We start from the raw sequence: 25,773 nt of genomic DNA on the forward strand, positions 1-25,773 counted from the left end.
CGGGCGGCCCGCTGACCGGCGGTATCCGGACATCGCGTTCGGCGGAGGTCCCGTGGAAGGATGGCGCAACCCACACATTCGAGGAGATGACCGCGTGCCTGGCACAAACCTGACTCGCGAAGAGGCGCAGCAGCGGGCGAAGCTGCTCACCGTTGACTCGTACGAGATCGATCTCGACCTCTCCGGCGCGCAGGAGGGCGGTACCTACCGGTCCGTGACCACGGTGCGCTTCGATGTCGCCGAGGGCGGGGCGGAGTCGTTCATCGACCTGGTGGCGCCGGCCGTCCACGAGGTCACGCTCAACGGGGACTCCCTGGACCCCGCCGAGGTCTTCAAGGACTCCCGGATCGCCCTGCCCGGTCTGCCGGAGGGCCGCAACATCCTGCGCGTGGTCGCCGACTGCGCGTACACCAACACCGGCGAGGGCCTGCACCGGTTCGTCGACCCCGTCGACGACCAGGCGTATCTCTACACCCAGTTCGAGGTCCCGGACGCCCGCCGGGTGTTCGCCTCGTTCGAGCAGCCCGACCTGAAGGCGACGTTCCAGTTCACCGTGCGCGCGCCGGAGGGCTGGACGGTGATCTCGAACTCGCCGACGCCCGAGCCCAAGGACAACGTCTGGGAGTTCGAGCCGACCCCGCGCATCTCGACGTACGTCACCGCCCTCATCGTCGGGCCGTACCACAGCGTCCACAGCGTGTACGAGAAGGACGGGCAGAGCGTCCCGCTCGGCATCTACTGCCGCCCCTCGCTGGCCGAGTTCCTGGACGCGGACGCCATCTTCGAGGTGACCCGGCAGGGCTTCGACTGGTTCCAGGAGAAGTTCGACTACGCGTACCCGTTCAAGAAGTACGACCAGCTGTTCGTGCCGGAGTTCAACGCCGGCGCCATGGAGAACGCGGGCGCGGTCACCATCCGCGACCAGTACGTCTTCCGGTCCAAGGTGACCGACGCGGCGTACGAGGTGCGCGCGGAGACCATCCTGCACGAGCTGGCCCACATGTGGTTCGGCGACCTGGTCACCATGGAGTGGTGGAACGACCTCTGGCTGAACGAGTCGTTCGCCACCTACACGTCCATCGCCTGCCAGGCCGCGGCTCCCGGCTCGCGCTGGCCGCACTCGTGGACCACGTTCGCCAACTCCATGAAGACCTGGGCGTACCGGCAGGACCAGCTGCCCTCCACGCACCCGATCATGGCGGACATCCGCGACCTGGACGACGTGCTCGTCAACTTCGACGGCATCACCTACGCCAAGGGCGCCAGCGTGCTGAAGCAGCTCGTGGCGTACGTCGGCGAGGACGAGTTCTTCCGGGGCGTGCAGGCCTACTTCAAGCGCCACGCCTACGGCAACACCCGCCTGAGTGACCTGCTGGGCGCGCTGGAGGAGACCTCCGGACGCGACCTGAAGGCCTGGTCGAAGGCGTGGCTGGAGACGGCCGGCATCAACATCCTGCGCCCGGAGATCGAGACGGACGCCGAGGGCGCCATCACCTCCTTCGCCATCCGCCAGGAGGCCCCCGCCCTGCCCGCCGGCGCCAAGGGCGAGCCCGTGCTGCGCCCGCACCGCGTCGCGGTCGGCCTGTACGACCTCGACGAGACGTCCGGCAAGCTGCTGCGCACCGAGCGCGTCGAGCTGGACGTCGACGGCGGGCTGACGGCCGTCCCGCAGCTGACCGGCAAGCGCCGTCCGGCCGTCGTCCTGCTCAACGACGACGACCTGTCGTACGCCAAGGTCCGCCTGGACGAGGCCTCCCTGAGGACCGTCACCGAGCACCTGGGCGACTTCGAGGCCTCCCTGCCGCGCGCCCTGTGCTGGGCGTCCGCCTGGGACATGACCCGCGACGCCGAGCTGGCGACCCGCGACTACCTGTCCCTGGTCCTGTCCGGCATCGGCAAGGAGTCCGACATCGGCGTGGTGCAGTCGCTGCACCGCCAGGTGAAGCTGGCGATCGACCTGTACGCCGCCCCGGCCGCCCGCGAGACCCTGCTCACCCGCTGGACCGACGCCACCCTGGCCCACCTGCGGTCCGCCGCGCTGGGCAGCGACCACCAGCTGGCGTGGGCCCGTGCGTTCGCCGCGACCGCCCGCACGCCGGATCAGCTGGACCTGCTGGAGGCACTGCTCGACGGCGCGCAGACGATCGAGGGCCTGGCCGTGGACACCGAGCTGCGCTGGGCGTTCGTCCAGCGGCTGGCCGCGGTGGGCCGCTACGACGAGGCGGAGATCGCCGCCGAGTACGAGCGGGACAGGACGGCCGCCGGCGAGCGCCACGCGGCGACCGCCCGCGCCGCCCGCCCGACGGCCGAGGCGAAGGCGGAGGCCTGGGCGTCGGTCGTGGAGTCCGACAAGCTGCCGAACGCCGTGCAGGAGGCGGTGATCGGCGGGTTCGTCCAGACCGACCAGCGCGAGCTGCTGGCGCCGTACACCGACCGGTTCTTCGAGGCGGTCAAGGGCGTGTGGGAGTCCCGCTCGCACGAGATGGCCCAGCAGATCGCCGTCGGCCTGTACCCGTCCGTCCAGGTCTCCCAGGAGACGCTGGACAAGACGGACGCCTGGCTCGCCTCCGCCGAGCCGAACGCGGCGCTGCGGCGGCTGGTCTCGGAGTCCCGCTCGGGCGTCGAGCGCGCGTTGAAGGCGCAGGCGGCGGACGCGGCGGCGGCAGCCGAGTAGTTCCCGCGCGGGGGCGTCCCGTACGTTCCCGTACGCCCGGAGGGGCACCCGGTTCCCGCCGGGTGCCCTTCTCCGGATCTAGGACCCATGGGGTACCGCGGACCCCTCCGCGGAGGGACGCGGGCGTCCACCCCGCGCCCCTACCGTCGAGGGCATGAAGATCGCCATTCTCGGAACGGGCACGGTGGGCCGCCATCTCGCCCAGGGCTGGCTGCGCGCCGGCCATGACGTCGTCCTCGGTTCGCGGCAGCCGGAGGAGGCCCGGCCGCGCGCCGAGGGCCTGCCGGTGGCGGACCTCGCCCCGGCCGTCGCCGACGCGCCGGTCGTGGTCAACGCGACGCCGGGCACCGCCTCCGTGGAACTGCTGACGGCCGTGGGGGCGGAGGCGCTGGCCGGAAAGGTGCTGCTCGACGTGGCCGTCGGCTTCACCGCGGACGGCTCGCTCTCCCACCCCGGGGAGAGCCTCGGCGAGGAGATCCAGCGCACCTTCCCCGCCACCCGGGTCGTCAAGACGCTCTGCACCGTCGACCGCAAGCTGATGATCGCCCCCGACTCGGTCCGGGGCCCGTCCACGCTGTTCCTGTCCGGGGAGGACGCGGAGGCCAAGCGGACGGTCGCCGGACTCCTGCGGGACCTGGGCTGGCCGGCGGACTCCCTGCTCGACCTCGGCGGCATCGCCACGGCCCGCGGACAGGAGCACTACAGCCTGCTGTTCATCGGGATAGCCGAGGCGCTGGGGTCGTACGGCTTCGGGATCCGGGTGGTGGAGGAGGCTGCCTGACCCGCCTGCCCCGCCGCCCCGCCCGACCGTGCCGGCGCGGCGCGCCGGGCCGTGGGCGACGGGCGGGCGCGGTTACCGTCGGCGGCATGGACGAAGATCGTCGAGGCTGGCGCCGGTGCCTGCTCAGCGGGGCGGTGTTCGCCGTCTGTATGGCCGGCACGACCCTGCCGACTCCCCTCTACGGTCTCTACCAGGAGAAGTTCGACTTCTCCGAACTCACGGTCACCGTCGTCTACGCCGTCTACGCCGTCGGCGTCATCGGGGTGCTGCTGCTGGCGGGCAACGCCTCGGACGCGGTGGGCCGGCGACCGGTGCTGCTGTGGGGGCTGGGGTTCGCGGCGGCGAGCGCCGTCTGCTTCCTGTGCGCCACCGCGCTGGGCTGGCTGTACGCGGGACGGCTGCTGTCGGGTCTGTCCGCCGGACTGTTCACCGGCGCCGCCACCGCGTACGTGATGGAGCTGGCCCCGCGCGGCGGCGCCTCCCGGGCCACGTTCGTGGCGACCGCCGCCAACATGGGCGGGCTGGGCTGCGGGCCGCTGCTCGCCGGGCTGCTCGCGCAGTACGCCGCCTGGCCGCTGTACCTGCCGTTCATCGTGCACCTCGTCCTGGTGGCGGGCTCGGCCGCCGTCCTGCTGCGGCTCCCGGAGACCGTGCGGGAGCGGCGTCCGGTGAGCGAGGTCCGGCCGCGGCGGCCCGGACTGCCGCCCCGGGTGCGGGCGGTGTTCGGGCCGGCGGCGGCCGCCTCCTTCGTGGGGTTCGCCCTGTTCGGGGTGTTCACCTCGGTCAGCCCGTCGTTCCTCGCCCAGTCCCTGGACGTGCACGACCGCGCGCTGAGCGGGTTCGTCGTCGCGCTGGCCTTCTTCTCCTCGACCGCCGGGCAGCTGGCCGTCGGCCGGGTCGGCGTGGGCCGGTCGCTGCCCCTGGGCTGCGCCGCGCTGCTCGCCGGGCTGGCGCTGCTCGCGGGCGCGCTGCGCTGGGAGCTGCTGCCGCTGGTGGTGCTGAGCGCGGTCGTCGGCGGGATCGGGCAGGGTCTGTCGTTCCGCGGGGCGGTGTCCGCGGTGGCCCAGGCGTCCGGCGCGGACCGGCGCGCGGCCGTGATCTCGGCGCTGTTCGTGGTGGCCTACACCGGCATCTCGGTGCCGGTGATCGGCGTCGGGGTGCTGTCGGGGCCGATCGGGCTGGAGGGCGCCGGGCTGGTGTTCATCGCCTGCATGGCCGTCCTGGTGTCCACCGCGGGCGTCTACCTGCTGCGGCGGCCGGTCCCGGCGGCGGAGAACGGCGAAGGGGCGGCCACCGGCTCCCGGTGACCGCCCCTCGGCGGGTGTGCCCCTCGGCGGGCGTGACCGCCCGAGTCCTACTGCTGCGCCTTGGTGGTCAGCTCGGCCGCCACCAGCTCCGCGATCTGCACGGCGTTCAGGGCCGCGCCCTTGCGGAGGTTGTCGTTGGAGACGAAGAACGCGAGACCGTTCTCCACCGTCTCGTCGGCGCGGATCCGGCCGACGTACGAGGGGTCCTGGCCGGCCGCCTGGAGCGGGGTCGGCACCTCGGTGAGGGCGACACCCGGGGCACCGGCCAGCAGCTCCTTGGCGCGCTCCACGCTGATCGGGCGGGCGAAGCGGGCGTTGACCTGGAGGGAGTGGCCCGAGAAGACCGGGACGCGCACACAGGTGCCGGAGACCTTCAGCTCGGGGATCTCCAGGATCTTGCGGGACTCGTTGCGGAGCTTCTGCTCCTCGTCCGTCTCGTTCAGGCCGTCGTCGACGATGGAGCCGGCCAGCGGCAGCACGTTGTACGCGATCGGCGCGACGTACTTGTTCGGCGCCGGGAACTCCACCGCCGAGCCGTCGTGGGTGAGCTTCGGGGCGTCCGCGCCGACCTTCTCGACCTGCTCGAACAGCTCGTCGACACCCGCGAGGCCGGAGCCGGACACCGCCTGGTAGGTGGCGACGACCAGGGCCTCCAGACCCGCCTCCGCGTGCAGCGGCTTCAGCACGGGCATCGCGGCCATCGTGGTGCAGTTCGGGTTGGCGATGATGCCCTTCGGGCGGTTGGCGACCGCGTGCGGGTTGACCTCGGAGACCACCAGCGGGACCTCGGGGTCGCGGCGCCAGGCGGAGGAGTTGTCGATCACCACGGCGCCCTGGGCGGCGACCTTCTCGGCCAGCGCCCTGGAGGTGGCGCCGCCCGCGGAGAACAGCACGATGTCCAGGCCGGTGTAGTCGGCCGTGGAGGCATCCTCCACCGTGATCCCGTCGAGGACCGTCCCCGCCGAGCGGGCCGAGGCGAACAGACGCAGCTCGTCGACCGGGAAGTCCCGCTCGGCGAGGATCCTGCGCATGACCGTGCCGACCTGGCCGGTGGCTCCGACGATTCCTACCTTCACGGGGACTCCTCTGAGTGGCGTATCCATGTGTGCCCGGGCCCGCCCGGACCCTTCCATCATGCGGGGGACCCCGGCGGGTGTGTCCAATCCATTGCCCGAGGTATGGACGATCAGGCCTGGTCAGCGGTGCGGCTCGATCGTCCAGTCGCCGAGCGCCCGGACGTGGAGGATTCCTTCCGAGACGACGTACGGGCCGGAAGTTGCGGTGACTTCCCGCCGCGGGAACAGATTTTCGTCCAGCTGGCACAGACGCGGGTCGCCGCAGTTCGAGCCGTACGACACGGTGGTGTCGGGCCCGATGTGACGTACGACTCCATAGCCGGTGCCCTGGGCGCGCCCGCCGAGCACGGGCACCTCGTCGAACGAGGCCGGCGCCAGCCGCCAGCGCGTGTACTCGGAGGCGGCGACGGCCACGAAGACGGAACCGCCCGGATGGACCCACAACGGGCCGAGGGCGGGACGGTCGCCGACGTCGGCGATGATCGCCGGCTCGCCGGACGGGTGGTTCCAGGCCCAGGCGGCCAGCCGCCCGCCTGCCGCGGCCGAGGCCCGCCGAAGGCGCATGAGCGCAGGCGGCCCCTGGTAGCGCAGGACCGTGCTGCCCTTGCCCTCGACCGGGCCGGTGAGCAGTGGTGCCTCCTCCTCGGGCAGCAGCCGCAGTGTCCACTCGCCCGAGTGCCTGACCCGCACGGTGCTCTCGGCCGCGCCCGAGGCGAAGGCCAGGCTCACGCCGCGGTTGCCGTGGGCGTAGCCGCTCAGCCAGCCGCTCTCGTCGCCGTGCCGGCCGACCGTCCTGACCTCCAGGCCGTAGGCGGGCTCGGCACCCCGGAACTCGTACCGGACCAGCGCCGGGCGCCCCGGCTGGGGGTTGACGAGTGTGATCGTCTTCTGGCCCCGGCCCTCGTGGACGCCGCTCTTCCGGTCCGCCGAGGGGGCGCCCGCGGACAGCGGGAGGGCGGTCAGCTCCCAGTCGGTGTGGCACTTGTCGACGACGAGGAGGAGCGGCCCGTCGCTGATCCGGACGGCTGTTCCGATCCGGCCGGAGTCGCTGTGCAGCAGCTCGGGCCGCCGGAGGCCGTCCAGGGTGTCGCCCCGGTGGCAGCTCAGCCGGAACCGGCCCTGGTGGCGGCCCGCAACGCGGATCCGCAGATCGGCCGCGGCGCCCGTGTAGGCGAGGACGTCGGGGCCTTGCCCGCGGACCGTCCCGGTGCCGAACGGGCGGGCCGCGGACAGCGGCAGGACCGAGATCGTCCAGTCACCGTCGTGGCGCACGTCCAGCCGCAGCGGGCCGCCCTTGCGTGGCGGCTGGACCAGCGCGCGACCCCGGCGGCCGGGCAACACGCCGTCGAAGACCTCGTCCGCGCGGCCGGGGAGCCGGACGGTGAGCCGGTCCTTGCCCCGGACCCGAGCCTCCACGATCACCGGCCCGGCCCCCGGCGGGAACGGGGGGTCGACGGTGAGCGTCGCCGCGCCCGTACCGCTGCGCACGTACGGCGGAGACCAGGACGGGCCGGACCAGCCGGACGCGCCCGATGAGCCCGATGCACACGATGAGCCCGATGAGCCGGGTGGGGCGGAAAACCCCGGCCTGCCGGTGGCATCCGGGGGCAGGGGCCGGGCGTCCGCGAGGGACGGCGAGGGCGGCGGCACGGCGGGGGCTTCCGTCGGGGCCGCGGGCCCCGCCGGTGCGGCGGGCTGTGCCACGGGAGGCGGTCCGGCCGTCTTCGCCACCCCGGTGGTCACGATCGGCTCCCCGGACGCGGCCGGTGCCGCCGCCCCGCACCCGAAGTCCGTCGCCAGGCCCGCCAGCCCCGAGTCGTATCCCTGACCCACCGCCCGGAACTTCCACGCGCCGTCGCGCCGGTAGAACTCGCCGAGCACGAAAGCCGTCTCGGTGGAGGCGTCCGTCACCTCGTAGTGCGCGGCGATCGTGCCGTCGTACGCCACCGCCTGCGCGTACAGCCCCGGCACCTGCCCGAACGTCCCGCCCGCGCAGGACCCGGCGATCACCACCCGCTGGACGGCCGGTTCGATGTTCGGCAGGTCGAGTTCCAGCCACTCGGCGAACTGGCCGCCACCCTGCCCGACGCCCACGTGACGCACCGCGCCGGAGGGATGCCGCGGCCGGCCGTGGAAGACCAGGTCGGCGTCGCCCCGGACCCGGCCCGCGGCGTCCAGAAGCAGCGCCGAGGCGTCCACGGCCGGCGTGCCCGGGACCGCGCCGCGGCCGACCGCGACCCGCAACGGACCGGCCGGGACGGGCGTGTTGGCGCCCTTGATGATGTGCGTCATGGGCACATGCTCCCAGCGCGGATCATATGAAGAGAAGATTCCGCGAGTCGGGGGTGAACGTTTCCGCCCCCCGCCGCGTCCTAGGGGAAACGCGGCGAGGAGAGGGGTGGCTGTGCTGCGCAGAATGGCCCGCCGCGCCCAGGGGGCGTACCGGGCGGACCACGGTGCCGACGACCCGCTGGACGCGGCCCAGGAACGACGGGTGCGGGCGGTGCTCGCCCTGGGCGGGGTGCCGCAGGCGGACCTGCTGGACGGGGTACAGCAGGTCCGCCTGCGGTTGCTGGAGCGCGCCGCCGGCGGACACGAGGCACCGCGGGACGTCTCCGCGTGGGCGGCGGTCGTCGCCTCCAACCTCGCCGTCGACTGGCACCGCGCCAAGCGCCGCCAGGAACGGATCGGTGAACGGCTGGCCTCGCTGCGGCAACTGGAGCACCCCTCCGGCGAGGACACCAGCGTGCTCTCCGTCGCCGTCGCCCAGGGCCTGGACGAACTGTCCGACGCCCAGCGGCAGGTCGTGGTGCTGCGCTTCTACGCCGACCTGCCGGTGCGCTCCATCGCGGAGGAACTCGGCATCCCCGAGGGCACGGTCAAGAGCAGGCTGCACACGGCGGTCCGGGCCCTGCGGGCCCGGCTGCACGAGGACGAGGTGGTGTGACGTGACCGTCGAACCCGACGGGCAGGACGGTTCCGGCCGCGACGACCCGTTGCTGGCCGTCGTCACCGGTGAGCCGCTGTCCGAGGAGGCCCGCGCCGACGCCGTCCTGCTGGCCGAGTACCGGGGGGCCGAGGCCGACGTCGCCCTGCTGCGGGAGCAGCTGGAGGTGATCGGGCTCGCGCTGAGCGCCGAGCCGGCGTCCCGCCCCGCCCCACGACCCGCCGCACGCCCCGTGCCGTCGCGGCGGTCCGGGCGCCGGCCGCGGGCCGTGCGCCTCGCCCTGGGCGGTCTCGTCGCCGCCGCTGCCGCCTCCGTCTTCGTCGGCCTGGGCTGGCTGGTCGCGCAGTCCGGGACGGGCGACGACGCCATGTCGGGAGCGAAGGCCGCGGACTCCGCCGGGGAGGCCTCCGCGCACGAGTCGACGGGCCCGCTCGGCTCGCCCGCCTACCTGGCCTGCGTCCGGCTGCTCGCCGAGGGAACGGTGACCGGCGTCGCGCAGGTACCCGGCACCGGGCGGGAACGCGTCACCCTGGACGTGACCCGGTCCTACCGGCCCGCCGGGGGCGGCGGGCGGACGACGAGCTTCGTCAAGGACGACGAACCCGCCTTCGGTGCCCCCGGCCGGCTCCACGCCGGCGACCACGTCCTGGTCGCCGTCCCGCGCGGCGGCACCGACGCCGACCTGTGGTTCGTCGGGGAGGAGGCGATCGCCCCGCAGCGGCAGGCGATCGCCGAAGCGCTGCCGCGGGCCCGGACCACGCCCTGTGAGTGAGCGGCCGGGGCACGCGGAAGGGCGGGCGTCCGCAACGGACGCCCGCCCCTGAGGTCCCGCAGGTGTTACGGCGTGACCTTCTCGATCTTCACGCTGCCCAGGCCCGCGGCCGTGCCGCGCGCGTTGACCAGCTGGACCTGGCCGAAGAACTCGCGTCCCTCGGGCGCGGCCGCGGCGGCCGTGACACTGCCGGAGACCGTCGCCGAGTCGCCCGTGCCGAGCTTCACCGGCGCCGACTCGTCGACCGTGACGGAGCCGAGCGCCTGGGAGAAGAACACGTCCAGGTAGTCGTAGGCGGTGGAACCGGCGGGCACCGAGTAGCCGACGACCTCGATGGTGTACGTCCCGGCTGCCGGGTTCGGCACCGAGACCGACTCCTCGGAGTCACCGTCGGCGGAGCTGCCGACCTCGGTGCCGGCCGCGTTCCTCACGACCAGGTCGAGGTCCGCGGCGGCGTCGGAGACGTTGCCGATGGTGACGTTCAGCGACTGCGCGCCCGCGGGCACCTCGACCGTGGTGGTCTGGGTGACGCCGTTCGCGATGGTCGGGCGGGCCGTCTTGGAGGAGCCCAGCGGGCCGCCGGCCAGCTTGCCCTCCAGGGCGGCGTACTTGTTGGTCACCTTCCACGAGACGGCGGCCGGGGTGCCGACCTTGGCCTCGGGAACGGTCACGGTCTCCGGCTCGAAGGCCGCGCCGAGCACGGTGACGTCCAGCGCGTACGGGTTGTCGAGCAGCGGCGACGTACGGCGCGACTCGACCTCGATCTCCCAGACGCCCGGCTGCGGGTCGGCGTAGGACCGCACGTCCGGACGGCAGGTGTTGGCCGGGTTGGCGTAGTTCGCGTAGCAGTTGATCGTCGACGTCGGGTCGGCGGGGACGCCGTACGGGTGGATGGCGATGAACCGGGTCTGGCTCTTGCCCTTCAGCCCGCCGATGGCGACCTCGAGGGACTTGGCGCCCTGGGGCACGGTCACGAAGTACGACTTGTGGCTGTTGCGCTGCACCGAACCGGACGTGGAGTAGGTGTACTTCAGCGGCGCGGCGGCCACGACCGTGTGCAGCACCTGCTTGTCGATGCCCTCGGTGCGCGGGTCGTCGACCTCCAGGATCGCGCTCTTGAGCCCGGCGGACTTCGGCGCGGCCTGCACCTTGACGGTGACCGGCTGGTTCAGCGGCAGGTTCACCTCGTCGGAGCCGACGATGCGGAAGGTGCCGCCCGCGTTGTTCTCCAGGTGCAGCTCGTGCCGGATCGCACGGTCGGCACCGGACGTACGGGTGATCGTGATCTCGTACGTCTTCTTCTGGCCGGCCTTCAGACCGCCTTCGCGGTCGTAGAGGCCGGTGCCGAAGCCCGGCGTCTTCAGGAACTGGTCGATCGCGGTGTCGACCGGCGCCTTGACGGTGTACTCGTGGGCCTTCGCGCCGTCCAGGATCGAGTCCCAGGCGTCCTCGATGTTGATCAGGCCCGCGCCCTCCTCGTAGGCCTGCGTGCCCGGGATGTGGTCGGCGGTCGAGGTGAGCGCCGTGCGCAGGGTGGCCGGCGTCAGCTCGATGCCCTTGCGCTCGGCGGCGGACAGCAGCAGCGCGGCGGCGCCGGTGGCCTGCGGGGAGGCCATCGAGGTGCCCTGGAGCATGGAGTAGCCGGGCGGCAGGCTGTAGCCGGCCTCGGCGACCGGGCCGCCGGGCGACCAGGTCTGGGTGGTGTTGATGGCGGCGCCGGGCGCGGAGAGCGTCGGCGTGAAGCCGCCGTCCTCACGCGGACCGCGCGAGGAGAACGGCATCATCGCGTAGTCCTTCTCCACCCGTGACCCGTAGTTGGCGGCCCAGGTCTCCTGGGAGATGGTCGCGCCGACCGAGATCACCTTGTCGGAGAGGGCGGGGTCGCCGATGGTGTTGGCGCCGGGGCCGGAGTTGCCCGCGGAGATCACCAGCTGCACGCCGTAGGTGTCGATGAGCCTGGTGTACAGCTGGGCGCGCGCGTTGTTGCCGTCGTTCAGCGCCGGCAGACCGCCGATCGACATGTTGACGATGTCGACACCGCGGTTGACGACGAGGTCGATCATGCCCTCGGTGAGCGCGACGTTGGTGCAGCCGCCGGACCAGGTGCAGGCGCGCGAGGAGACCAGCTTGGCGCCGGGTGCCGCGCCGTTCATCTCGCCGCCGAACAGGCCGTTGGCGGCGGTGATGCCGGCCACATGGGTGCCGTGCGAGCCCTCGATGACACCGATGCTGACGTAATCGGCCTTGGCGCCCGAGGAGTTGTAGACGACGTCCTTGCGGACCTCGACGACGAACGGGATGCGCTCGGCGATCTCGGTGGCGGGGTTGTCGGTCCCGAAGTAGCCGACCTGGAAGCCGTCCTTGTACGGCTTCATCGCCTCGTCGTCCGTGAAGTCGAGGTCGTCGTTCAGGTCGACGCGGACGGTGCCGGCGGCGGCGTCGTAGAGCACGCCCCAGACGTCCGTCTTGTCGCCGTCCCGGTTCAGGTCGCCGGCCATGTCGCCACCGGTGGTGGCGGACTCGGAGAAGTAGTTGAACCGGTAGGCGCCCGCGGGGGCCTTGAAGGTCTCCGTGCCGAGGGCGGCGGTGGTGATGGCGAAGGCCGGGCCGGCGACCGAGGTGGTCATCCGGCGCCAGGTGCCGTCCCCGTCGGCGACCGGGTCGGTCGCGGTGACCCAGTCGACGATCTTGCGCTCGCCGGTCGTCGTCTTCTGGAGCGCCGGGTGGCCGAGGTCGACACCGGAGTCCAGGATGCCGATGGTGACGCCGCGCCCGTCCGCCTTCGGGTGGTCCTCGACGAAGTCGACGGCACCGGTCTCGAAGGACGGGTTGTACGGGTTCTCGGCGGGGGTGTCCTTGCCGGGGGCCGGGTAGCTGCCGGTGGCGCTCGCGCCCCGGGCGGCGCCCGCGTTCGGCGACGGGTCCTCCAGCGGGATCTCCTGGCGCAGGTCGATGCCGTGCACGGAGGAGAGCTTGGCGGCGGCGGCGATGGCCGCGTCGGCCTTGCCGGTGGGGACGGTGGCGCGGACGTAGCCGAGCTTGTCGTACGTACGGCCCACGAGACCGCCGTCGACCGCGTCGAGCTGCTGGGCGACCTGCTCGGTCTGGCCGGGCGCGGTGGCCACCATCATGGTCACGCTCTTGTCGCCGTTGGCCTTGGCCTCGGCGAGCAGGTCGGCGTCGTCGGAGCCGAGCTTGTCGTGGGCGGACTTGGCGCCCGGGTCGGCCGCCGCGGGGGCGGCCGGGTCCGCGGCGAAGGCCATGGGTATCGGCCCGGCGGCGGAGAGCGCGGCGACCAGACCGGCGGCCACGGCGATGCGGGCCACGCGTCTCGCGCCCGGTATCGGGTCGCTCTGGGGGGTGTGGGTCATCGGCATCCCTTGTAGGTGAGGGAACGAGCGTGTCGCTTGTCGTCCGGAATGCGACACCGGACGACCGCTCAGCCTTACTCAAGGGACCGGTGTTTGGGGGAGGTTGACCGAAACGATATGGATGTATGGGGAAAACCCGCGATGTGATGTGGGTGGATAACGCCTGAACGGGGCGATTCGCCTCCCGTCGGCTGCCGGTGCGCGCCTCAGGCGTCCTTGGAGCGGGCGTAGTGCCGCGACGCCTTCGCGCGGTTTCCGCACACCGCCATCGAGCACCAGCGGCGCGTGCCGTTGCGCGAGGTGTCGAAGAAGTGCAGCACGCACGCCTCGTGGGCGCAGGGGCGGATGCGGTCCGGGGCGGCGGCGAGCAGTTCCAGGTAGTTGCGGGCGGCGAGCCAGCCCGGCCCCCAGGAGGCGTCCGGGAACTCGGCCTCCTCGCCGGGTCCCGCCTCGGTGAGGGTCGCCCGGATCCGGCCGTGCGCCAGGACGGCGTCCACCTGTGCCGCGCCGGCCGCGAGCGAGCCGTCCACCGCCGCCAGCAGCGCCTCGCGCGCCCGCAGGGTGTGCCGCAGCGTGTCCGCGTCGGCGGTGAACCGCCCGTCCAGGCCGTTCGCCGCGAGCCAGACCGCCAGTCCGTCCGTTCCGTCGAGGAGATCGTGCGGGGCGCCGTCGTGGACCCATCGGGTGTTGAGCAGGTCGAGCGCGAGCGGCTCGCCGGTGAGCGGGCGGGGGTCGCGGGCGGCGGACATCGGTGGCCTCCTTCGGGGCTAACCCCTCAAGACTAAATCACCGGTTGACGCTCGTCGGATCTAACCTTTAAAGTCGCTCACAGCGGTTACAAACGTCAGCTGAATGGGGACAGTCATGACCTTGCGCACCGGCCACGTCGGCCTGAACGTCACCGACCTCGGCCGCTCGCTCGCCTTCTACCGGGACGTCCTGGGCTTCGCACCGCTCGTCGAGGGCAAGGAGGAGGGCCGGCGGTTCGCGCTCCTGGGTGACGGCGAGCGTCTGACCCTGGCCCTCTGGGAGCAGGCGGAGCGGCCGTTCGACGGTGGCCGGGCGGGCCTGCACCACCTCGCCCTGGAGGTGGACTCCGTCGAGCGGGTCAGGGAGTACGAGGAGGCGCTGCGGGCGTACGGCGCCCCGTTCGCCTACGACGGCGTGGTGGCCCACCGGGAGGGCGCGGCCTCGGGCGGCATCTTCTTCCACGACCCGGACGGCATCCGCCTGGAGATCTACGCGCCGACCGGGGCCGAAGGTGCCCCGGCGCCCAACGAGTCCGCTCCGACCTGCGGGTTCTTTTAATGACCGGCGTCTATCACGAGGGCTCGCTCGCCGTGCAGGAGCGGGTCGGCGTCCGCGACCTCGCCGACCACGTCGGCCGCTCGATCGGGTCCGGCATCAAAACGGTCGCCGCCGCCTTCCTGGAGCAGCAGCCGCTGCTGGTGGTGGGCGCGGCCGACCCGGCGACCGGCCGGGTGTGGGCCTCCGCGCTCACCGGCACCCCCGGCTTCGCCCGCGCCACCGGTCCGCACCGGGTCTCGGTGGCGGGAGGGCCGCCCTCGGCCGACCCGCTCGCGACCGCACTCGCGACCCGCGGTACCGAGGTCGGCACCATCGCCCTCGACCCGCGCACCCGTCGCCGGATGCGCCTGAACGGCGTGGCCGAGCCGACGGCGCGGGGGTTCGCGGTGGCGGCGGGGCAGGTGTTCGCCAACTGCCCGAAGTACCTCCAGAAGCGGGAAGCGTACGAGGTGGTCGCGGACCGCACGCCGGGGGCGCGGCGCCGAGGCACCCGGCTGACCGACGCGCAGGCGGCGTTCCTGGCGGCGGCCGACACGGCGTTCGTCGCCACCGTCCGCCCCGAGGGCGCCGACGCCAGTCATCGCGGTGGCCACCCCGGCTTCCTCCGGGTCGACTCACCGCACGAGCTGTCCTGGCGCGACTACCCGGGCAACGCCATGTTCCTCACTCTGGGCAATCTCGCGGCGGACCCGCGCGCGGGCCTGCTGGTCCTGGACTGGACGACGGGCACCACACTCCAGCTGACCGGCGAGGCGCACACGGAGTTCGCCCCGGACGGGGAGCGCACGGTCCGCTTCGCGATCGAGGAGGCCGTCGAGACCCCGGCCGCGCTCCCGCTGCGCTGGTCCGCGCCCCGGTACTCACCCGCCAACCCGCTCCCGGCGCGCTAGCGTCCCCGAATGCGGAGAAAGCTGAGGGTGGCGGCCTGCGCCATATGCGTCCGCGACGGCCAGGTCCTGCTCGCCCGTTCCCCGGCCGACGACGGCACCCCCGAGCGGGTGCTGCCGGGCGGCGGCATGGAGCACGGCGAGGACCCGTACGACACGGTCCGCAGGGAGCTGCTGGAGGAGACCGGCTACCGCGTCGAGGTGACCGGTCTCCTCGGTGTGTCCTCCTTCCGGCGTCCGCTCCCGCGCCGGGGGCTGCGCCGCCGCGTCGACCATCACTCCGTACGGCTGCTGTACGCGGGGCGTCGTCGGCGGCGAGCCGGCCTTCGAGGTCGGGGGGCTCGACGGACATGGCGGCGTGGCACGCCCTGGACGCGGTGGACGGGCCGGTCAGGGTGCCGCTGGTGGACATCGGGCTGGGGATGTGGAGGGAGCGGCGGGAGTCCGGGGGAGGTGCATGACCATGCGCGGGCTTGCATGACAATGCGAGATGTTGCATAGTTTTGCCATGTCCAAGGTCCTCACCTCCCTCCCTGTCGGCGAGCGCGTCGGCATCGCCTTCTCCGGCGGGCTCGACACCTCGGTCGCCGTCGCCTGGATGCGCGACAAGGGCGCCGTCCCGTGCACGTACACCGCCGACATCGGCCAGTACGACGAGCCCGACATCGCCTCGGTGCCCGGCCGTGCCGCGCAGTACGGCGCCGAGATCGCCCGCCTCGTCGACTGCAAGGCCGCGCTGGTCGAGGAAGGGCTGGCCGCGCTCGCCTGCGGCGCGTTCCACATCAAGTCCGGCGGGCGCCCCTACTTCAACACCACCCCACTGGGCCGCGCCGTCACCGGCACGCTGCTCGTCCGGGCGATGCTGGAGGACGGCGTCCAGATCTGGGGCGACGGCTCCACCTTCAAGGGCAACGACATCGAGCGGTTCTACCGCTACGGCCTGCTCGCCAACCCGCACCTGCGGATCTACAAGCCCTGGCTGGACGCGGACTTCGTGACCGAGCTGGGCGGCCGCAAGGAGATGTCCGAGTGGCTGGTCGCCCACGGCCTGCCCTACCGGGACTCCACGGAGAAGGCGTACTCCACCGACGCCAACATCTGGGGCGCCACCCACGAGGCCAAGACGCTGGAGCACCTGGACACCGGCATCGAGACCGTCGAGCCGATCATGGGCGTCCGCTTCTGGGACCCGTCCGTGGAGATCGCCCCCGAGGACGTGACGGTCGGCTTCGACCAGGGCCGCCCGGTCACGATCAACGGCAAGGAGTTCGGCAGCGCGGTCGACCTCGTCATGGAGGCCAACGCGATCGGCGGCCGGCACGGCCTCGGCATGTCCGACCAGATCGAGAACCGGATCATCGAGGCGAAGAGCCGCGGCATCTACGAGGCGCCCGGCATGGCCCTGCTGCACATCGTCTACGAGCGCCTGGTCAACGCGATCCACAACGAGGACACGGTCGCCGCGTACCACACCGAGGGCCGCCGCCTCGGCCGGCTGCTCTACGAGGGCCGCTGGCTGGACCCGCAGGCCCTGATGGTCCGCGAGTCGCTCCAGCGCTGGGTCGGCTCCGCGATCACCGGCGAGGTCACCCTGCGGCTGCGGCGCGGCGAGGACTACTCGATCCTCGACACCCGCGGCCCGGCGCTCAGCTACCACCCGGACAAGCTGTCCATGGAGCGCACCGAGGACTCGGCGTTCGGCCCCGGCGACCGCATCGGCCAGCTCACCATGCGCAACCTGGACATCGCCGACTCCCGGGCCCGCCTGGAGCAGTACGCGGGCCTCGGCATGGTCGGACCCGACCACCCCACCCTGATCGGCGCCGCCCAGGCGGCCTCCACCGGGCTGATCGGCGCCATGGACCGCGGCGGCGCCGAGGCGATCGCCTCCCGCGGTGAGGCCCCGGAGGAGGAGACCATGCTGGACCGCGCGGCGATGGAGTCCGGCACGGACTGAGCCCCGGCCCACGGTCGTACGGCCCGACGGGCCCCGGTGGATCCCCCTCCGCCGGGGCCCGTCGGCGTCCCCGTCCCGCAGCCGCCGTGCTGCCGCTAGCGGGGCAGAACCTGGACGTGCGCCGCCGGGTCCCGGTCCACCGAGGCCATCAGGGCCGTGCGGACGACGGTGGCCTGCTGCTCCAGGCAGTCGCGGAGCTTCCTCGGCGTGATGTGCACGACCGTGATGCCCAGCCGCTCCAGGTGCTCGCGCTTGCGGGCGTACTCCGGCCACATCGCGTCCTCGTCCTGGCGCGGCGCCCGGGTGTCCAGTTCGACGGCGACCGCGTGCTCCGGCCAGTAGGCGTCCAGGCCGCCGAGATGGGGGCCGCCGGGCAGCCTCAGGTCCACGTTCCAGACCGGGTCCGGAAGGCCGTACTCCCGCACCATCCGGTACAGCCGGCCCTCCGCGATCGCCCGGCCCTCCGCCAGCAGCGAGTCCACCGCGTCCACCACGTGCGGGCGGCTCAGCAGCTTCGCCTCGGTCAGCGCGCGCACCACCGACGCCGGGTCGCAGTGGCCGCCCCGGACCGCCTCGGTGAGCAGCCGGCGCACCGTGCCCGCGTCCGGCAGGCCCGCCACCGCGTCGGCGAGGGCGCGCGGCACCGGGGCGACGGGCAGGCCCGTGACCTGCTCGGGGGCGGGAAGCGCCGCGGTGCGCAGGATCCGCGCGAAGCCCGTCGTGCGCAGCCGGCGCAACCGGGGGACCAGGACGTCGATCCGGTCCAGGGCGGGCAGCGGGGGCGAGGAGGTGAAGCCGTGCAGGGTGAGGGCGGCCAGGCCGGTGATCACCGCGTCCGGGTGCGCCGCTCGGGGCGGTCGCGGCGGCGCGCCGGTGCCCTCCGCGCGCGGCTGGGACGGCACCGCCGGGGTCGCGGTCTCCCGGGCCGCGTAGGTGAGGACCGCGTGCAGGCGCTCCTCGCTGGTCGGCGGGCCCGGGTGCAGGACGTAGACGCCGGGCAGCAGTTGCTGCCAGGGGCCGCCGGGGCGGCACCGCGTGGCGAGTTCGGCGGAGGGGATGCCGTGGGCGCGCAGCTGGGCGGCGGTCAGGACGTGGCGGCTGCCGTCGGGGAGGTGGTGCAGGGGGCGGGGGGAGAGCGGGGTGTTGTGGGTCATGCACCGGAGATTCCCGCGCCCGATCCACTTCTTAACCGCTGTTACACGCCCGTCGACACATCCGGACAATCCCGCGCTAAAGGACGGGTGTTCGGATGTCGATGAGGCGCCGAAACCCCTGGTCCGAACGGGGTGGCCCAGGGGTTACGGTCGCTCGTGCCCAGATTTCGTAACGGTCACCCGCGGCCCTGGCTTTGGCCAGAGCAACCGTGACGGCTCACTCCGCCGCCGCGTCGCACTCCTGCCCGCGCAGCGCCCGCGCCAAGTCGTCCCGGGCCTCCAGGACCAGCCGGCGCAGGGCCGGCGGCGCGTCCTCGTGGGCCGCGAGCCAGCCGTCCGTCGCCGCCAGCGTCTCCGGGGAGTCCTGGAGCGACGGGAACAGACCCCGCACCACGTCCATGCCGATCTGGATGGACCGCTCGGCCCACACCCGCTCGATGACGGCGAAGTACTTCTCCGCGTACGGCGCCAGCAGCGCCCGCTGCGACGGCTGCGCGAAGCCCGTGATGGTCGCCTCCACCAGCGCGTTGGACAGCGCCTCGGACTCCACGACCCGCGCCCACGCCTGCGCCTTCACCGCCGCGGACGGACGCGCGGCCAGGCAGCGCACCTGGTGGCGCTTGCCGGACGCGGTGTCGTCCCGGGCCAGTTCCGCCTCCAGCGCCTTCCCGTCCGCGTGACCGTGCGCGACCAGCGGCTCCAGGAACACCCACCGCAGCTCCTGGTCCACCTCCAGGCCGTCGATCTTCTCGGTGCCGCCCAGCAGGCCCTTGAGCAACTCCAGATCCGAGCCGCGGGACGCCGTCGCGGCGAAGAACCGCGCCCACGCCAGCTGGTGCTCGCTGCCCGGCTCGGCCGCCCGCAGCTCCCGCAGGGCGCCCTCCGCCAGCAGCCGCTCCCCCTCCGCCCTCCAGGCCGGGGCCGCGTAGTGGACCAGCGCCGAGTTCGCCCAGGCGTGCAGCATCTGGAGCACGCCGATGTCCGACTCGCGGCCCGCGAACCGCAGCACAAGGCCGATGAAGTCACGGGCGGGCAGCAGCGCGTCCCGCGTCATGTTCCACAGCGCCGACCAGCACAGCGCCCGCGCCAGCGGGTCGGTGAGGCCACCGAGACCCTCCTTCAGCGTCTCCAGCGACGTCGCGTCGAACCGGATCTTGCAGTAGGTGAGGTCGTCGTCGTTGACCAGCACCAGCTCGGGCGCCTCGGCACCGGCCAGCTCCGCCACCACCGTGCGCGGGCCGTCGACGTCCGCCTCGGCGCGCGCGTACCGCTCCAGCGCGCCCTCCGCCGTACGCCGGTACAGGCCCACCGCGACCCGGTGGGGGCGCAGCTCGGGGTGCGACTCGGCGGCCTCCTGCACCACCGCCAGCTCCTCGACCCGCCCGTCCGCGGCCAGCAGCACCTGCGGGGTCAGCGCGTTCAGCCCGGCCGTCTGGAGCCAGGAGCGCGCCCACGCCCCCATGTCCCGGCCGGACGTCTCCTCCAGCACCGACAGCAGGTCGCCGAGGCGGGTGTTGCCGTACGCGTGCCGCTTGAAGTAGCGCCGGGCGCCTTCCAGGAACGCGTCCTGGCCGACGTACGCCACCAGCTGCTTGAGCACCGAGGCGCCCTTGGCGTAGGTGATGCCGTCGAAGTTGAGCTTGGCGTCCTGCAGATCGCGGATGTCGGCGGTGACGGGGTGCGTGGAGGGCAGCTGGTCCGCGCGGTACGCCCAGGCCTTGCGGCGGTTGGCGAAGGTGATCCAGCCGTCGGTGAAGCGGGTGGCGCCGACCAGCGAGAACGAGCCCATGAAGTCGGCGAAGGACTCCTTCAGCCACAGGTCGTCCCACCACTCCATGGTGACCAGGTCACCGAACCACATGTGCGCCATCTCGTGCAGGATCACGTTGGCCCGCGCCTCGTACGACGCCCGCGTCACCTTGCCCCGGAAGATGTACTCCTCGCGGAAGGTCACCAGGCCCGGGTTCTCCATCGCGCCGAGGTTGTACTCGGGCACGAACGCCTGGTCGTACTTGCCGAACGGGTACGGGTAGTCGAAGTGGTCGTGGAAGAAGTCCAGGCCCTGCTTGGTGACCAGGAAGACGTCGTCGGCGTCGAAGTACGGGGCGAGGCCCTTGCGGCACATGGCGCCCAGCGGGATCTCCAGCCGCGTGCCGTCCTCGAAGACCCGCTCGTAGCGGTCCGTGACGTAGTGGTACGGGCCCGCCACCACACAGGTGATGTACGTCGAGATCGGCTTGGTCTCCGCGAACCGCCACACCCCGTCGGCCCGTTCGCCGGCGCCGTTGCTCCACACCGTCCACTCCTCGGGCGCCCGCACCTCGAAGCGGAACGGGGCCTTGAGGTCCGGCTGCTCGAAGTTCGCGAAGACCCGCCGCGAGTCGGCCGGCTCGTACTGCGTGTACAGGTAGACCTCGCCGTCCTCCGGGTCGACGAAGCGGTGCAGGCCCTCGCCGGTGCGGGAGTAGGCGCACCGCGCGTCCACGACCAGCTCGTTCTCGGCGGCCAGGTCCTCCAGCAGGATCCGGGAGCCGTCGAAGACCTCGCTCGGGTCCAGGTCGCGGCCGTTCAGCGAGACGGCCGTCACGCTGGGCGCGATCAGGTCCGCGAAGCTGGACGCGCCCGGCTCGGCACAGCGGAAGCGGATCGTGGTGACCGAGCGGAAGGTGCGCGGGCCGTCACCGGCGTGGTCGCCGACGGCGGAGCGCACGTCGAGGGACACGTCGTACCCGTCGACCGACAGCAGAGCGGCCCGCTCACGGGCCTCGTCGCGGGACAGATTCTCACCGGGCACGGGCGGCACTCCCTCGTACGTGATGACTACGCCTGAACAGGACCGATCCTGCCATGCGCCCCTGACGCGGGGCAGCAGGGAATGAGCGGGCAGGGCGGCGGCGTTCTCCCGGACGTTGCCGCGGAGAGCGTCACTGCCCAAGGAGAGACATGTCCGAGAAGACCCCCGTCGACTTCTGGTTCGACCCGCTGTGCCCCTGGGCCTGGATGACCTCCCGGTGGGTGCTGGAGGTCGAGAAGGTCCGTGACATCGAGGTCCGCTGGCACCTGATGAGCCTCGCCGTGCTGAACGAGGACAGGCTCGACGAGCTGGAGGAGTGGTACCGGGAGCTGCTCACGACCAAGGCGTGGGGTCCCGTCCGGGTCGTCATCGCCGCGCAGGAGGAGCACGGCACCGAGGTGCTGGGCGACCTGTACACCGCGATCGGCACGCGCTTCCACAACCAGGGCATGGGCCCGGAGAAGGAGGCGGTCGCCGCCGCCCTGGAGGAGGTCGGCCTGCCCGCGTCGCTGATGGACCACTGGGACGACACCCCGTACGAGGAGCAGTTGCGCGTCTCCCACAAGGAGGGCATCGAGAAGGTCGGCCAGGAGGTCGGCACCCCGATCATCGCCGTGCCCGGCCCCGGCGGCGAGCAGACCGCCTTCTTCGGCCCGGTCGTCACCCCCGCCCCCAAGGGCGAGGAAGCCGCCCGCCTGTGGGACGGCACCCTGGCCGTGGCCTCGATCCCCGGCTTCTACGAGATCAAGCGCTCCCGCACCAAGGGCCCGGACTTCAGCAACCTCTAGGGCCTGTCGCCGATCATGCCGGGCCCGACGAGACACCCCTAGCCCGCCGCTCCACATGCGGGCGGACGGACGGAGCGGGATACTCACGGCCCATGACCGCCCTCCTCCTCCTCGCCCGCCACGGGCAGACCGTCTGGCACGCCGAGAACCGCTACGCCGGTGTCAGCGACATCCCGCTCACCGGCACCGGGCGCGCCCAGGCGGAGGCCCTGGGGCGCTGGATCGGCGCGCAGCCGGTCGACGCGGTCCGGACGTCCCCGCTGTCCCGGGCCGTGGCCACCGCCGAGCCGGCCTGCCGGGCGCTCGGGCTGACCCCCGGCCGCGAACCCGACCTGCGCGAGTGCGACTTCGGGGTGCTGGAGGGCCGTACCCTCGCCGAGTTCGCGCAGGAGGACCCGGAGCGCGCGGCGGCCTACCGGGCCGACCCGGTGGCCCACCCCTTCCCCGGCGCCGAGGACCCGGCGGCCGCCGCCGAGCGCGGAGCCGCCGCCCTGCGCCGCGTCGCGGCGGCCCACCCCGGCGGACGCGTCCTCGTCGTCGCCCACAACTCCCTGCTGCGCCTGGTGCTGTGCCGGCTGCTCGGCATCCCGCTCGCCGACTACCGCCGGGTCTTCCCCAAGCTGCGCAACGCCGCCGTCACCGAGCTGCGCCTCGACCCGCAGACCGGCACGGCGGGGCTGCTCTCCCTGAACGTCCCCACCGGGCCGTAGGGGACGCGGAAAACCCCCGCGAGTCACGTCCTCGCGGGGGTTCTCCTCTCTTCCGCCCGCCCGCGTGAAGGGTGAGAAGACGATCACGAGGCGGGACGTCTCAAGGGGTCAGGGCGCCAGCAGCAACGCGTTCGCGCGGGACTTGGCGGCCTCGTAACGGCGGGCGACGTCCTGCCAGTTGACGACCTGCCACATCGCCTCGATGAAGTCCACCTTCTGGTTCCTGTACTGCAGGTAGAAGGCGTGCTCCCAGGCGTCGAAGACCAGGATCGGCGTCGAGCCCTGGCCCACGTTGCCCTGGTGGTCGTAGACCTGCTCGACGATCAGCCGGCCGCTCAGCGGCTCGTACGCCAGTACGCCCCAGCCGGAACCCTGGGTGGTGGCCGCGGCCTTGGACAGCTGGGTCTTGAAGGCCGCGAAGGAGCCGAACGACTCGGCGATGGCGTCCGCCAGCTCGCCCACGCCGTCCTTGTCCAGCGGCTCGCCCCCGCCCTCACCGGTCATGTTGTGCCAGTAGATGGAGTGCAGGATGTGGCCGGACAGGTGGAAGGCCAGGTTCTTCTCCAGGCCGTTGATCGACCCCCACTGCTCCTTGTCCCGTGCCTCGGCCAGCTGCTCCAGCGTGTCGTTGGCGCCCTTCACATAGGCCGCGTGGTGCTTGTCATGGTGCAGCTCGATGATCTCCGGGCTGATCACGGGAGCGAGCGCGGAGTAGTCGTACGGCAGTTCAGGCAGCGTGTAGACGGGCATGGCGGGTCCCCTCCGACCTCTTATTGCAAGTCACTTGCAAGTGCAGATTAACAGCATCAAGCTGCCGCGGAGAGGAGGCGAGGGCAGGGTGTCGCCGCCGGTCCCTGGGCCCGGCGGTCACGCGCGCCCCACCATGGCGCTCTGGGGACGGAGGGGGCGCCATGGACGGCCGCGATCGCCGAACGGGCCCGCGTGACCGGGACGACCGTGGTCACGCTCATGACCACGCAGATGGGGAATCGGTACGCGACGGGCTCGTCGCCCTCTCGCGGCGCGTCCAGCCCGAGCGGGCGGAGACCGTCGGCAGCGAACCGCAGGACGCGCGCGACGAGCTGATCCCGGCCCAGGAGTCCGGTGACTCCGGCACCGAGGCGGAGCGCACCGCCGAGTGGAAGGCGCGCGGGCGCCGGCTCCCGCTCGCCCGCCCCGAGATCGCCGGCGAACTGCGCCGCGGCCCCGCCCAGGTGCGCCCCGAGCCGCCGCAGCCGCTTCCCGCACCGCGGGTCCGGCTCCACGTCGATATGTCCGGCAGCGGCCGGGTCCACCGGGCGGGACGCGACCAGCGCATCACCGAGCGATGAGCGAACCGGACGGCCGCGCCTTCGGCCACGGCCGGGTCTTCCGGGCCGGCGTCACCGGGTCCGGCGGCGAGATCCACGTCGTGCGCGCATGGGCGGCCGCGGCACTGGCGATGGCGACACCGCGGGAGGTCACCGAACGACGAGAACGGGTGCTCGGACCCGAGCACCCGTTCATCGAGGAGAACACGACCTGGCTCGCCGCCTGGGAAGCGGAAGCCGCCCAGGCCCGACCGGGCCCGGCGTCAGCTCACGGCGCGCCTGCGCTGCCAGAGGTATCCGACGGCCGCCAGGAACAGCGTCATGCCGCCCGTCGAGTACAGCTGCACCCGGGTGTCCGGCTCCCGCGCCATCAGGACGAAGATCGCCGCCATCCCGGCCAGCGCGACCCAGGTCAGCACCGGGAACGCCCACATCCGCACGACCAGCTTCTCCGGCGCCTCGCGCTCCACCCGGCGGCGCAGCCGCAGCTGGGAGACCGCGATGAAGATCCAGACGACCAGGATCACGGCGCCGATCATGTTCAGCAGCCAGGGGAAGACGTCGTCCGGCCGCCAGTAGCTGAGCAGCACGCACACGAACCCGAACACCGAGGAGGCCAGCACCGCGATCCGCGGCACCCCGCCGGACACCCGGCCCAGCGCCTTCGGGCCCTGCCCGCGCTCCACCAGCGAGTAGGCGATGCGCGAGGCGCCGTAGATGTTGGCGTTCATCGCGGACAGCAGGGCGATAAGCACGACCACGTTCATCAGCTGGCCCGCGCCGGGGATGCCGAGGTGGTCGAGGGTGGCGACGTACGGGCCCGACTCGACGATCTCCTTCGAGTCCCACGGCACCAGCGTGACCACGACCGCCATCGAGCCGATGTAGAACAGCGCGATGCGCCACATCGCCGTACGGACCGCGCTCGCCACCCCGCGCACCGGGTCCTCGGACTCGGCCGCCGCGATGGTCACCGTCTCCAGGCCGCCGTACGCGAACACCGAGGCGAGCAGGCCGATGACCAGCCCCTCACCGCCGCCCGGCAGGAAGCCTCCCTCTCCGGTGAGGTTCGCGGTGCCCGGCGCGTCGGTGCCCGGCAGCACGCCCAGGATGGCGAGCACGCCCAGCACCAGGAACAGCGAGATCGCGAGCACCTTCAGCGCGGCGAACCAGAACTCGAACTCGCCGAAGTTCTTCACGGCGGCCAGGTTCGCCCCGCAGAAGACCACCATGAACAGCGCCACCCACGCCCACTCGGGCGTCCCCGGCAGCCAGCCGCTGACGATCTTCGCGGCGCCGATGCCCTCCAGGCCGACCGCCGTGCACAGCAGCACCCAGAACGACCAGCCGGCGGTGAACCCGGCCCAGGGGCCGATCGCCCGCTCGGCGTGCGCGGAGAAGGAGCCGGACGACGGGTAGGCGGCGGACATCTCGCCGAGCATCCGCATCACCAGCATCACCAGGAGGCCGGAGAGGACGTAGGCGATGATGATCGACGGTCCGGCGGCGGCGATGCCCGCGCCGGAGCCGACGAACAGGCCCGCGCCGATCACACCGCCGAGGGCGATCATCGACAGGTGGCGCTGTTTCAGGCCATGGGAGAGGGAACCGTCCGCCTGCGGCGGGGTCTCCTGAGCGGTGGTGCTGGGCATGGGCGCGGCTCGTCCATCCGTGAGCGGGGACAGGTAAAAGCGCCCACAGTCTGGGTGGCGGCCCCGGTGACAGGACACCACCGTTCACTATGCGGACGCGCGGAATACGGAGTGTACGGCCCCCCTCACCCGACGGGGAGAGCACGATTCCCGCCGGGTTGGCGGAAACCTACAGCCTGCCCTGCCCCGCCCCACGTGACGCACACGTCCCCACCTCAGTGACCGTTATCACGTCGCCGGGGGTGTGATCGGCACTCTTTGTGCGCACCCCACCACACCCGTGCT

Annotated in this window: 20 protein-coding genes; 12 read left to right on the forward strand and 8 right to left on the reverse strand. The window is 72.8% G+C overall.

Going from position 1 to position 25,773, the window contains the following annotated elements; translation table 11 throughout:
• Window positions 1–94 precede the first annotated feature (94 nt).
• The 3 genes from pepN (VE614_RS16960) to VE614_RS16970 all read left to right on the forward strand — a co-directional run bounded on the left by pepN (VE614_RS16960) (window position 95) and on the right by VE614_RS16970 (window position 4,762).
• Window positions 95–2,674 (forward strand): aminopeptidase N, encoded by a 2,580-nt coding sequence (gene pepN / locus VE614_RS16960; protein ID WP_324937309.1) that lies wholly within the window; start codon window positions 95–97, stop codon window positions 2,672–2,674.
• Between the two features lie 154 nt (window positions 2,675–2,828).
• The gene (locus VE614_RS16965; RefSeq protein ID WP_414719584.1) at window positions 2,829–3,455 is read left to right on the forward strand and encodes an NADPH-dependent F420 reductase; all 627 of its coding nucleotides are present in this window, start codon (window positions 2,829–2,831) and stop codon (window positions 3,453–3,455) included.
• 86 nt (window positions 3,456–3,541) lie between these two features.
• The gene (locus tag VE614_RS16970; protein WP_324937311.1) at window positions 3,542–4,762 is read left to right on the forward strand and encodes an MFS transporter; all 1,221 of its coding nucleotides are present in this window, start codon (window positions 3,542–3,544) and stop codon (window positions 4,760–4,762) included.
• Between the two features lie 47 nt (window positions 4,763–4,809).
• On the opposite strand, the gene VE614_RS16975 is transcribed toward VE614_RS16970, so the two are convergent.
• Together VE614_RS16975 and VE614_RS16980 are read right to left on the reverse strand one after the other, a co-directional pair.
• Window positions 4,810–5,838: an aspartate-semialdehyde dehydrogenase gene (locus VE614_RS16975; RefSeq protein ID WP_324937313.1), complete on the reverse strand. Its 1,029-nt coding sequence runs from the start codon at window positions 5,836–5,838 to the stop codon at window positions 4,810–4,812.
• A gap of 120 nt (window positions 5,839–5,958) precedes the next feature.
• Window positions 5,959–8,130, reverse strand: a complete 2,172-nt coding sequence (locus tag VE614_RS16980) for a TerD family protein (RefSeq protein ID WP_324937315.1) — start codon at window positions 8,128–8,130, stop codon at window positions 5,959–5,961.
• Between the two features lie 106 nt (window positions 8,131–8,236).
• Between VE614_RS16980 and VE614_RS16985 the strand changes: the two genes are divergently transcribed.
• Both VE614_RS16985 and VE614_RS16990 read left to right on the forward strand, forming a co-directional pair.
• Complete coding sequence (locus VE614_RS16985) at window positions 8,237–8,785, forward strand: sigma-70 family RNA polymerase sigma factor (RefSeq protein WP_324937317.1); 549 nt, start codon at window positions 8,237–8,239, stop codon at window positions 8,783–8,785.
• 1 nt (window position 8,786) lies between these two features.
• Entirely contained in the window at window positions 8,787–9,557 is a 771-nt protein-coding gene (locus VE614_RS16990; protein ID WP_324937319.1) for a hypothetical protein, read from the forward strand.
• A gap of 65 nt (window positions 9,558–9,622) precedes the next feature.
• Here the strand turns inward: VE614_RS16990 and VE614_RS16995 are convergent, their stop codons facing one another.
• Both VE614_RS16995 and VE614_RS17000 read right to left on the reverse strand, forming a co-directional pair.
• Entirely contained in the window at window positions 9,623–12,928 is a 3,306-nt protein-coding gene (locus VE614_RS16995) for a S8 family serine peptidase (protein WP_324937321.1), read from the reverse strand.
• Window positions 12,929–13,134: 206 nt separating this feature from the next.
• On the reverse strand, window positions 13,135–13,677 hold the full coding sequence (locus VE614_RS17000; RefSeq protein WP_324937322.1) for a CGNR zinc finger domain-containing protein: 543 nt from the start codon (window positions 13,675–13,677) through the stop codon (window positions 13,135–13,137).
• A 115-nt stretch (window positions 13,678–13,792) separates the two neighbouring features.
• Between VE614_RS17000 and VE614_RS17005 the strand changes: the two genes are divergently transcribed.
• Genes VE614_RS17005 through argG form a run of 4 tightly spaced genes read left to right on the forward strand, consistent with a single transcriptional unit; the run spans window position 13,793 to window position 17,080 of the window.
• Window positions 13,793–14,236, forward strand: coding sequence for a VOC family protein (locus tag VE614_RS17005; RefSeq protein WP_324937324.1), 444 nt, complete (start codon window positions 13,793–13,795; stop codon window positions 14,234–14,236).
• Window positions 14,236–15,126, forward strand: coding sequence for a pyridoxamine 5'-phosphate oxidase family protein (locus tag VE614_RS17010; RefSeq protein ID WP_324937326.1), 891 nt, complete (start codon window positions 14,236–14,238; stop codon window positions 15,124–15,126). Before VE614_RS17005 ends, VE614_RS17010 begins: the two co-directional genes overlap by 1 nt.
• 9 nt (window positions 15,127–15,135) lie before the next feature.
• The gene (locus VE614_RS17015; RefSeq protein WP_414719585.1) at window positions 15,136–15,624 is read left to right on the forward strand and encodes an NUDIX domain-containing protein; all 489 of its coding nucleotides are present in this window, start codon (window positions 15,136–15,138) and stop codon (window positions 15,622–15,624) included.
• Window positions 15,625–15,631: 7 nt separating this feature from the next.
• Complete coding sequence (gene argG, locus VE614_RS17020; RefSeq protein WP_324937328.1) at window positions 15,632–17,080, forward strand: argininosuccinate synthase; 1,449 nt, start codon at window positions 15,632–15,634, stop codon at window positions 17,078–17,080.
• Between the two features lie 95 nt (window positions 17,081–17,175).
• Here the strand turns inward: argG and VE614_RS17025 are convergent, their stop codons facing one another.
• Together VE614_RS17025 and pepN (VE614_RS17030) are read right to left on the reverse strand one after the other, a co-directional pair.
• Window positions 17,176–18,234, reverse strand: coding sequence for a hypothetical protein (locus VE614_RS17025; protein WP_324937330.1), 1,059 nt, complete (start codon window positions 18,232–18,234; stop codon window positions 17,176–17,178).
• A 217-nt stretch (window positions 18,235–18,451) separates the two neighbouring features.
• Window positions 18,452–21,028: an aminopeptidase N gene (gene pepN, locus VE614_RS17030; RefSeq protein ID WP_324937332.1), complete on the reverse strand. Its 2,577-nt coding sequence runs from the start codon at window positions 21,026–21,028 to the stop codon at window positions 18,452–18,454.
• A 149-nt stretch (window positions 21,029–21,177) separates the two neighbouring features.
• Between pepN (VE614_RS17030) and VE614_RS17035 the strand changes: the two genes are divergently transcribed.
• Window positions 21,178–21,816, forward strand: a complete 639-nt coding sequence (locus tag VE614_RS17035; protein WP_324937335.1) for a DsbA family protein — start codon at window positions 21,178–21,180, stop codon at window positions 21,814–21,816.
• Between the two features lie 92 nt (window positions 21,817–21,908).
• The gene (locus VE614_RS17040; RefSeq protein WP_324937337.1) at window positions 21,909–22,526 is read left to right on the forward strand and encodes a histidine phosphatase family protein; all 618 of its coding nucleotides are present in this window, start codon (window positions 21,909–21,911) and stop codon (window positions 22,524–22,526) included.
• 108 nt (window positions 22,527–22,634) lie between these two features.
• Here VE614_RS17040 and VE614_RS17045 read toward each other — a convergent pair whose 3' ends face one another.
• The gene (locus VE614_RS17045; RefSeq protein ID WP_324937339.1) at window positions 22,635–23,276 is read right to left on the reverse strand and encodes a superoxide dismutase; all 642 of its coding nucleotides are present in this window, start codon (window positions 23,274–23,276) and stop codon (window positions 22,635–22,637) included.
• Between the two features lie 161 nt (window positions 23,277–23,437).
• On the opposite strand from VE614_RS17045, the gene VE614_RS17050 reads away from it, so the two are divergent.
• Complete coding sequence (locus tag VE614_RS17050) at window positions 23,438–23,857, forward strand: hypothetical protein (protein WP_324937341.1); 420 nt, start codon at window positions 23,438–23,440, stop codon at window positions 23,855–23,857.
• A gap of 242 nt (window positions 23,858–24,099) precedes the next feature.
• Here the strand turns inward: VE614_RS17050 and VE614_RS17055 are convergent, their stop codons facing one another.
• The gene (locus VE614_RS17055) at window positions 24,100–25,488 is read right to left on the reverse strand and encodes an amino acid permease (protein ID WP_324937343.1); all 1,389 of its coding nucleotides are present in this window, start codon (window positions 25,486–25,488) and stop codon (window positions 24,100–24,102) included.
• Window positions 25,489–25,773 lie beyond the last annotated feature (285 nt).

This window comes from Streptomyces sp. (assembly GCF_035645055.1).
Classification (GTDB): Bacteria; Actinomycetota; Actinomycetes; order Streptomycetales; family Streptomycetaceae; genus Streptomyces.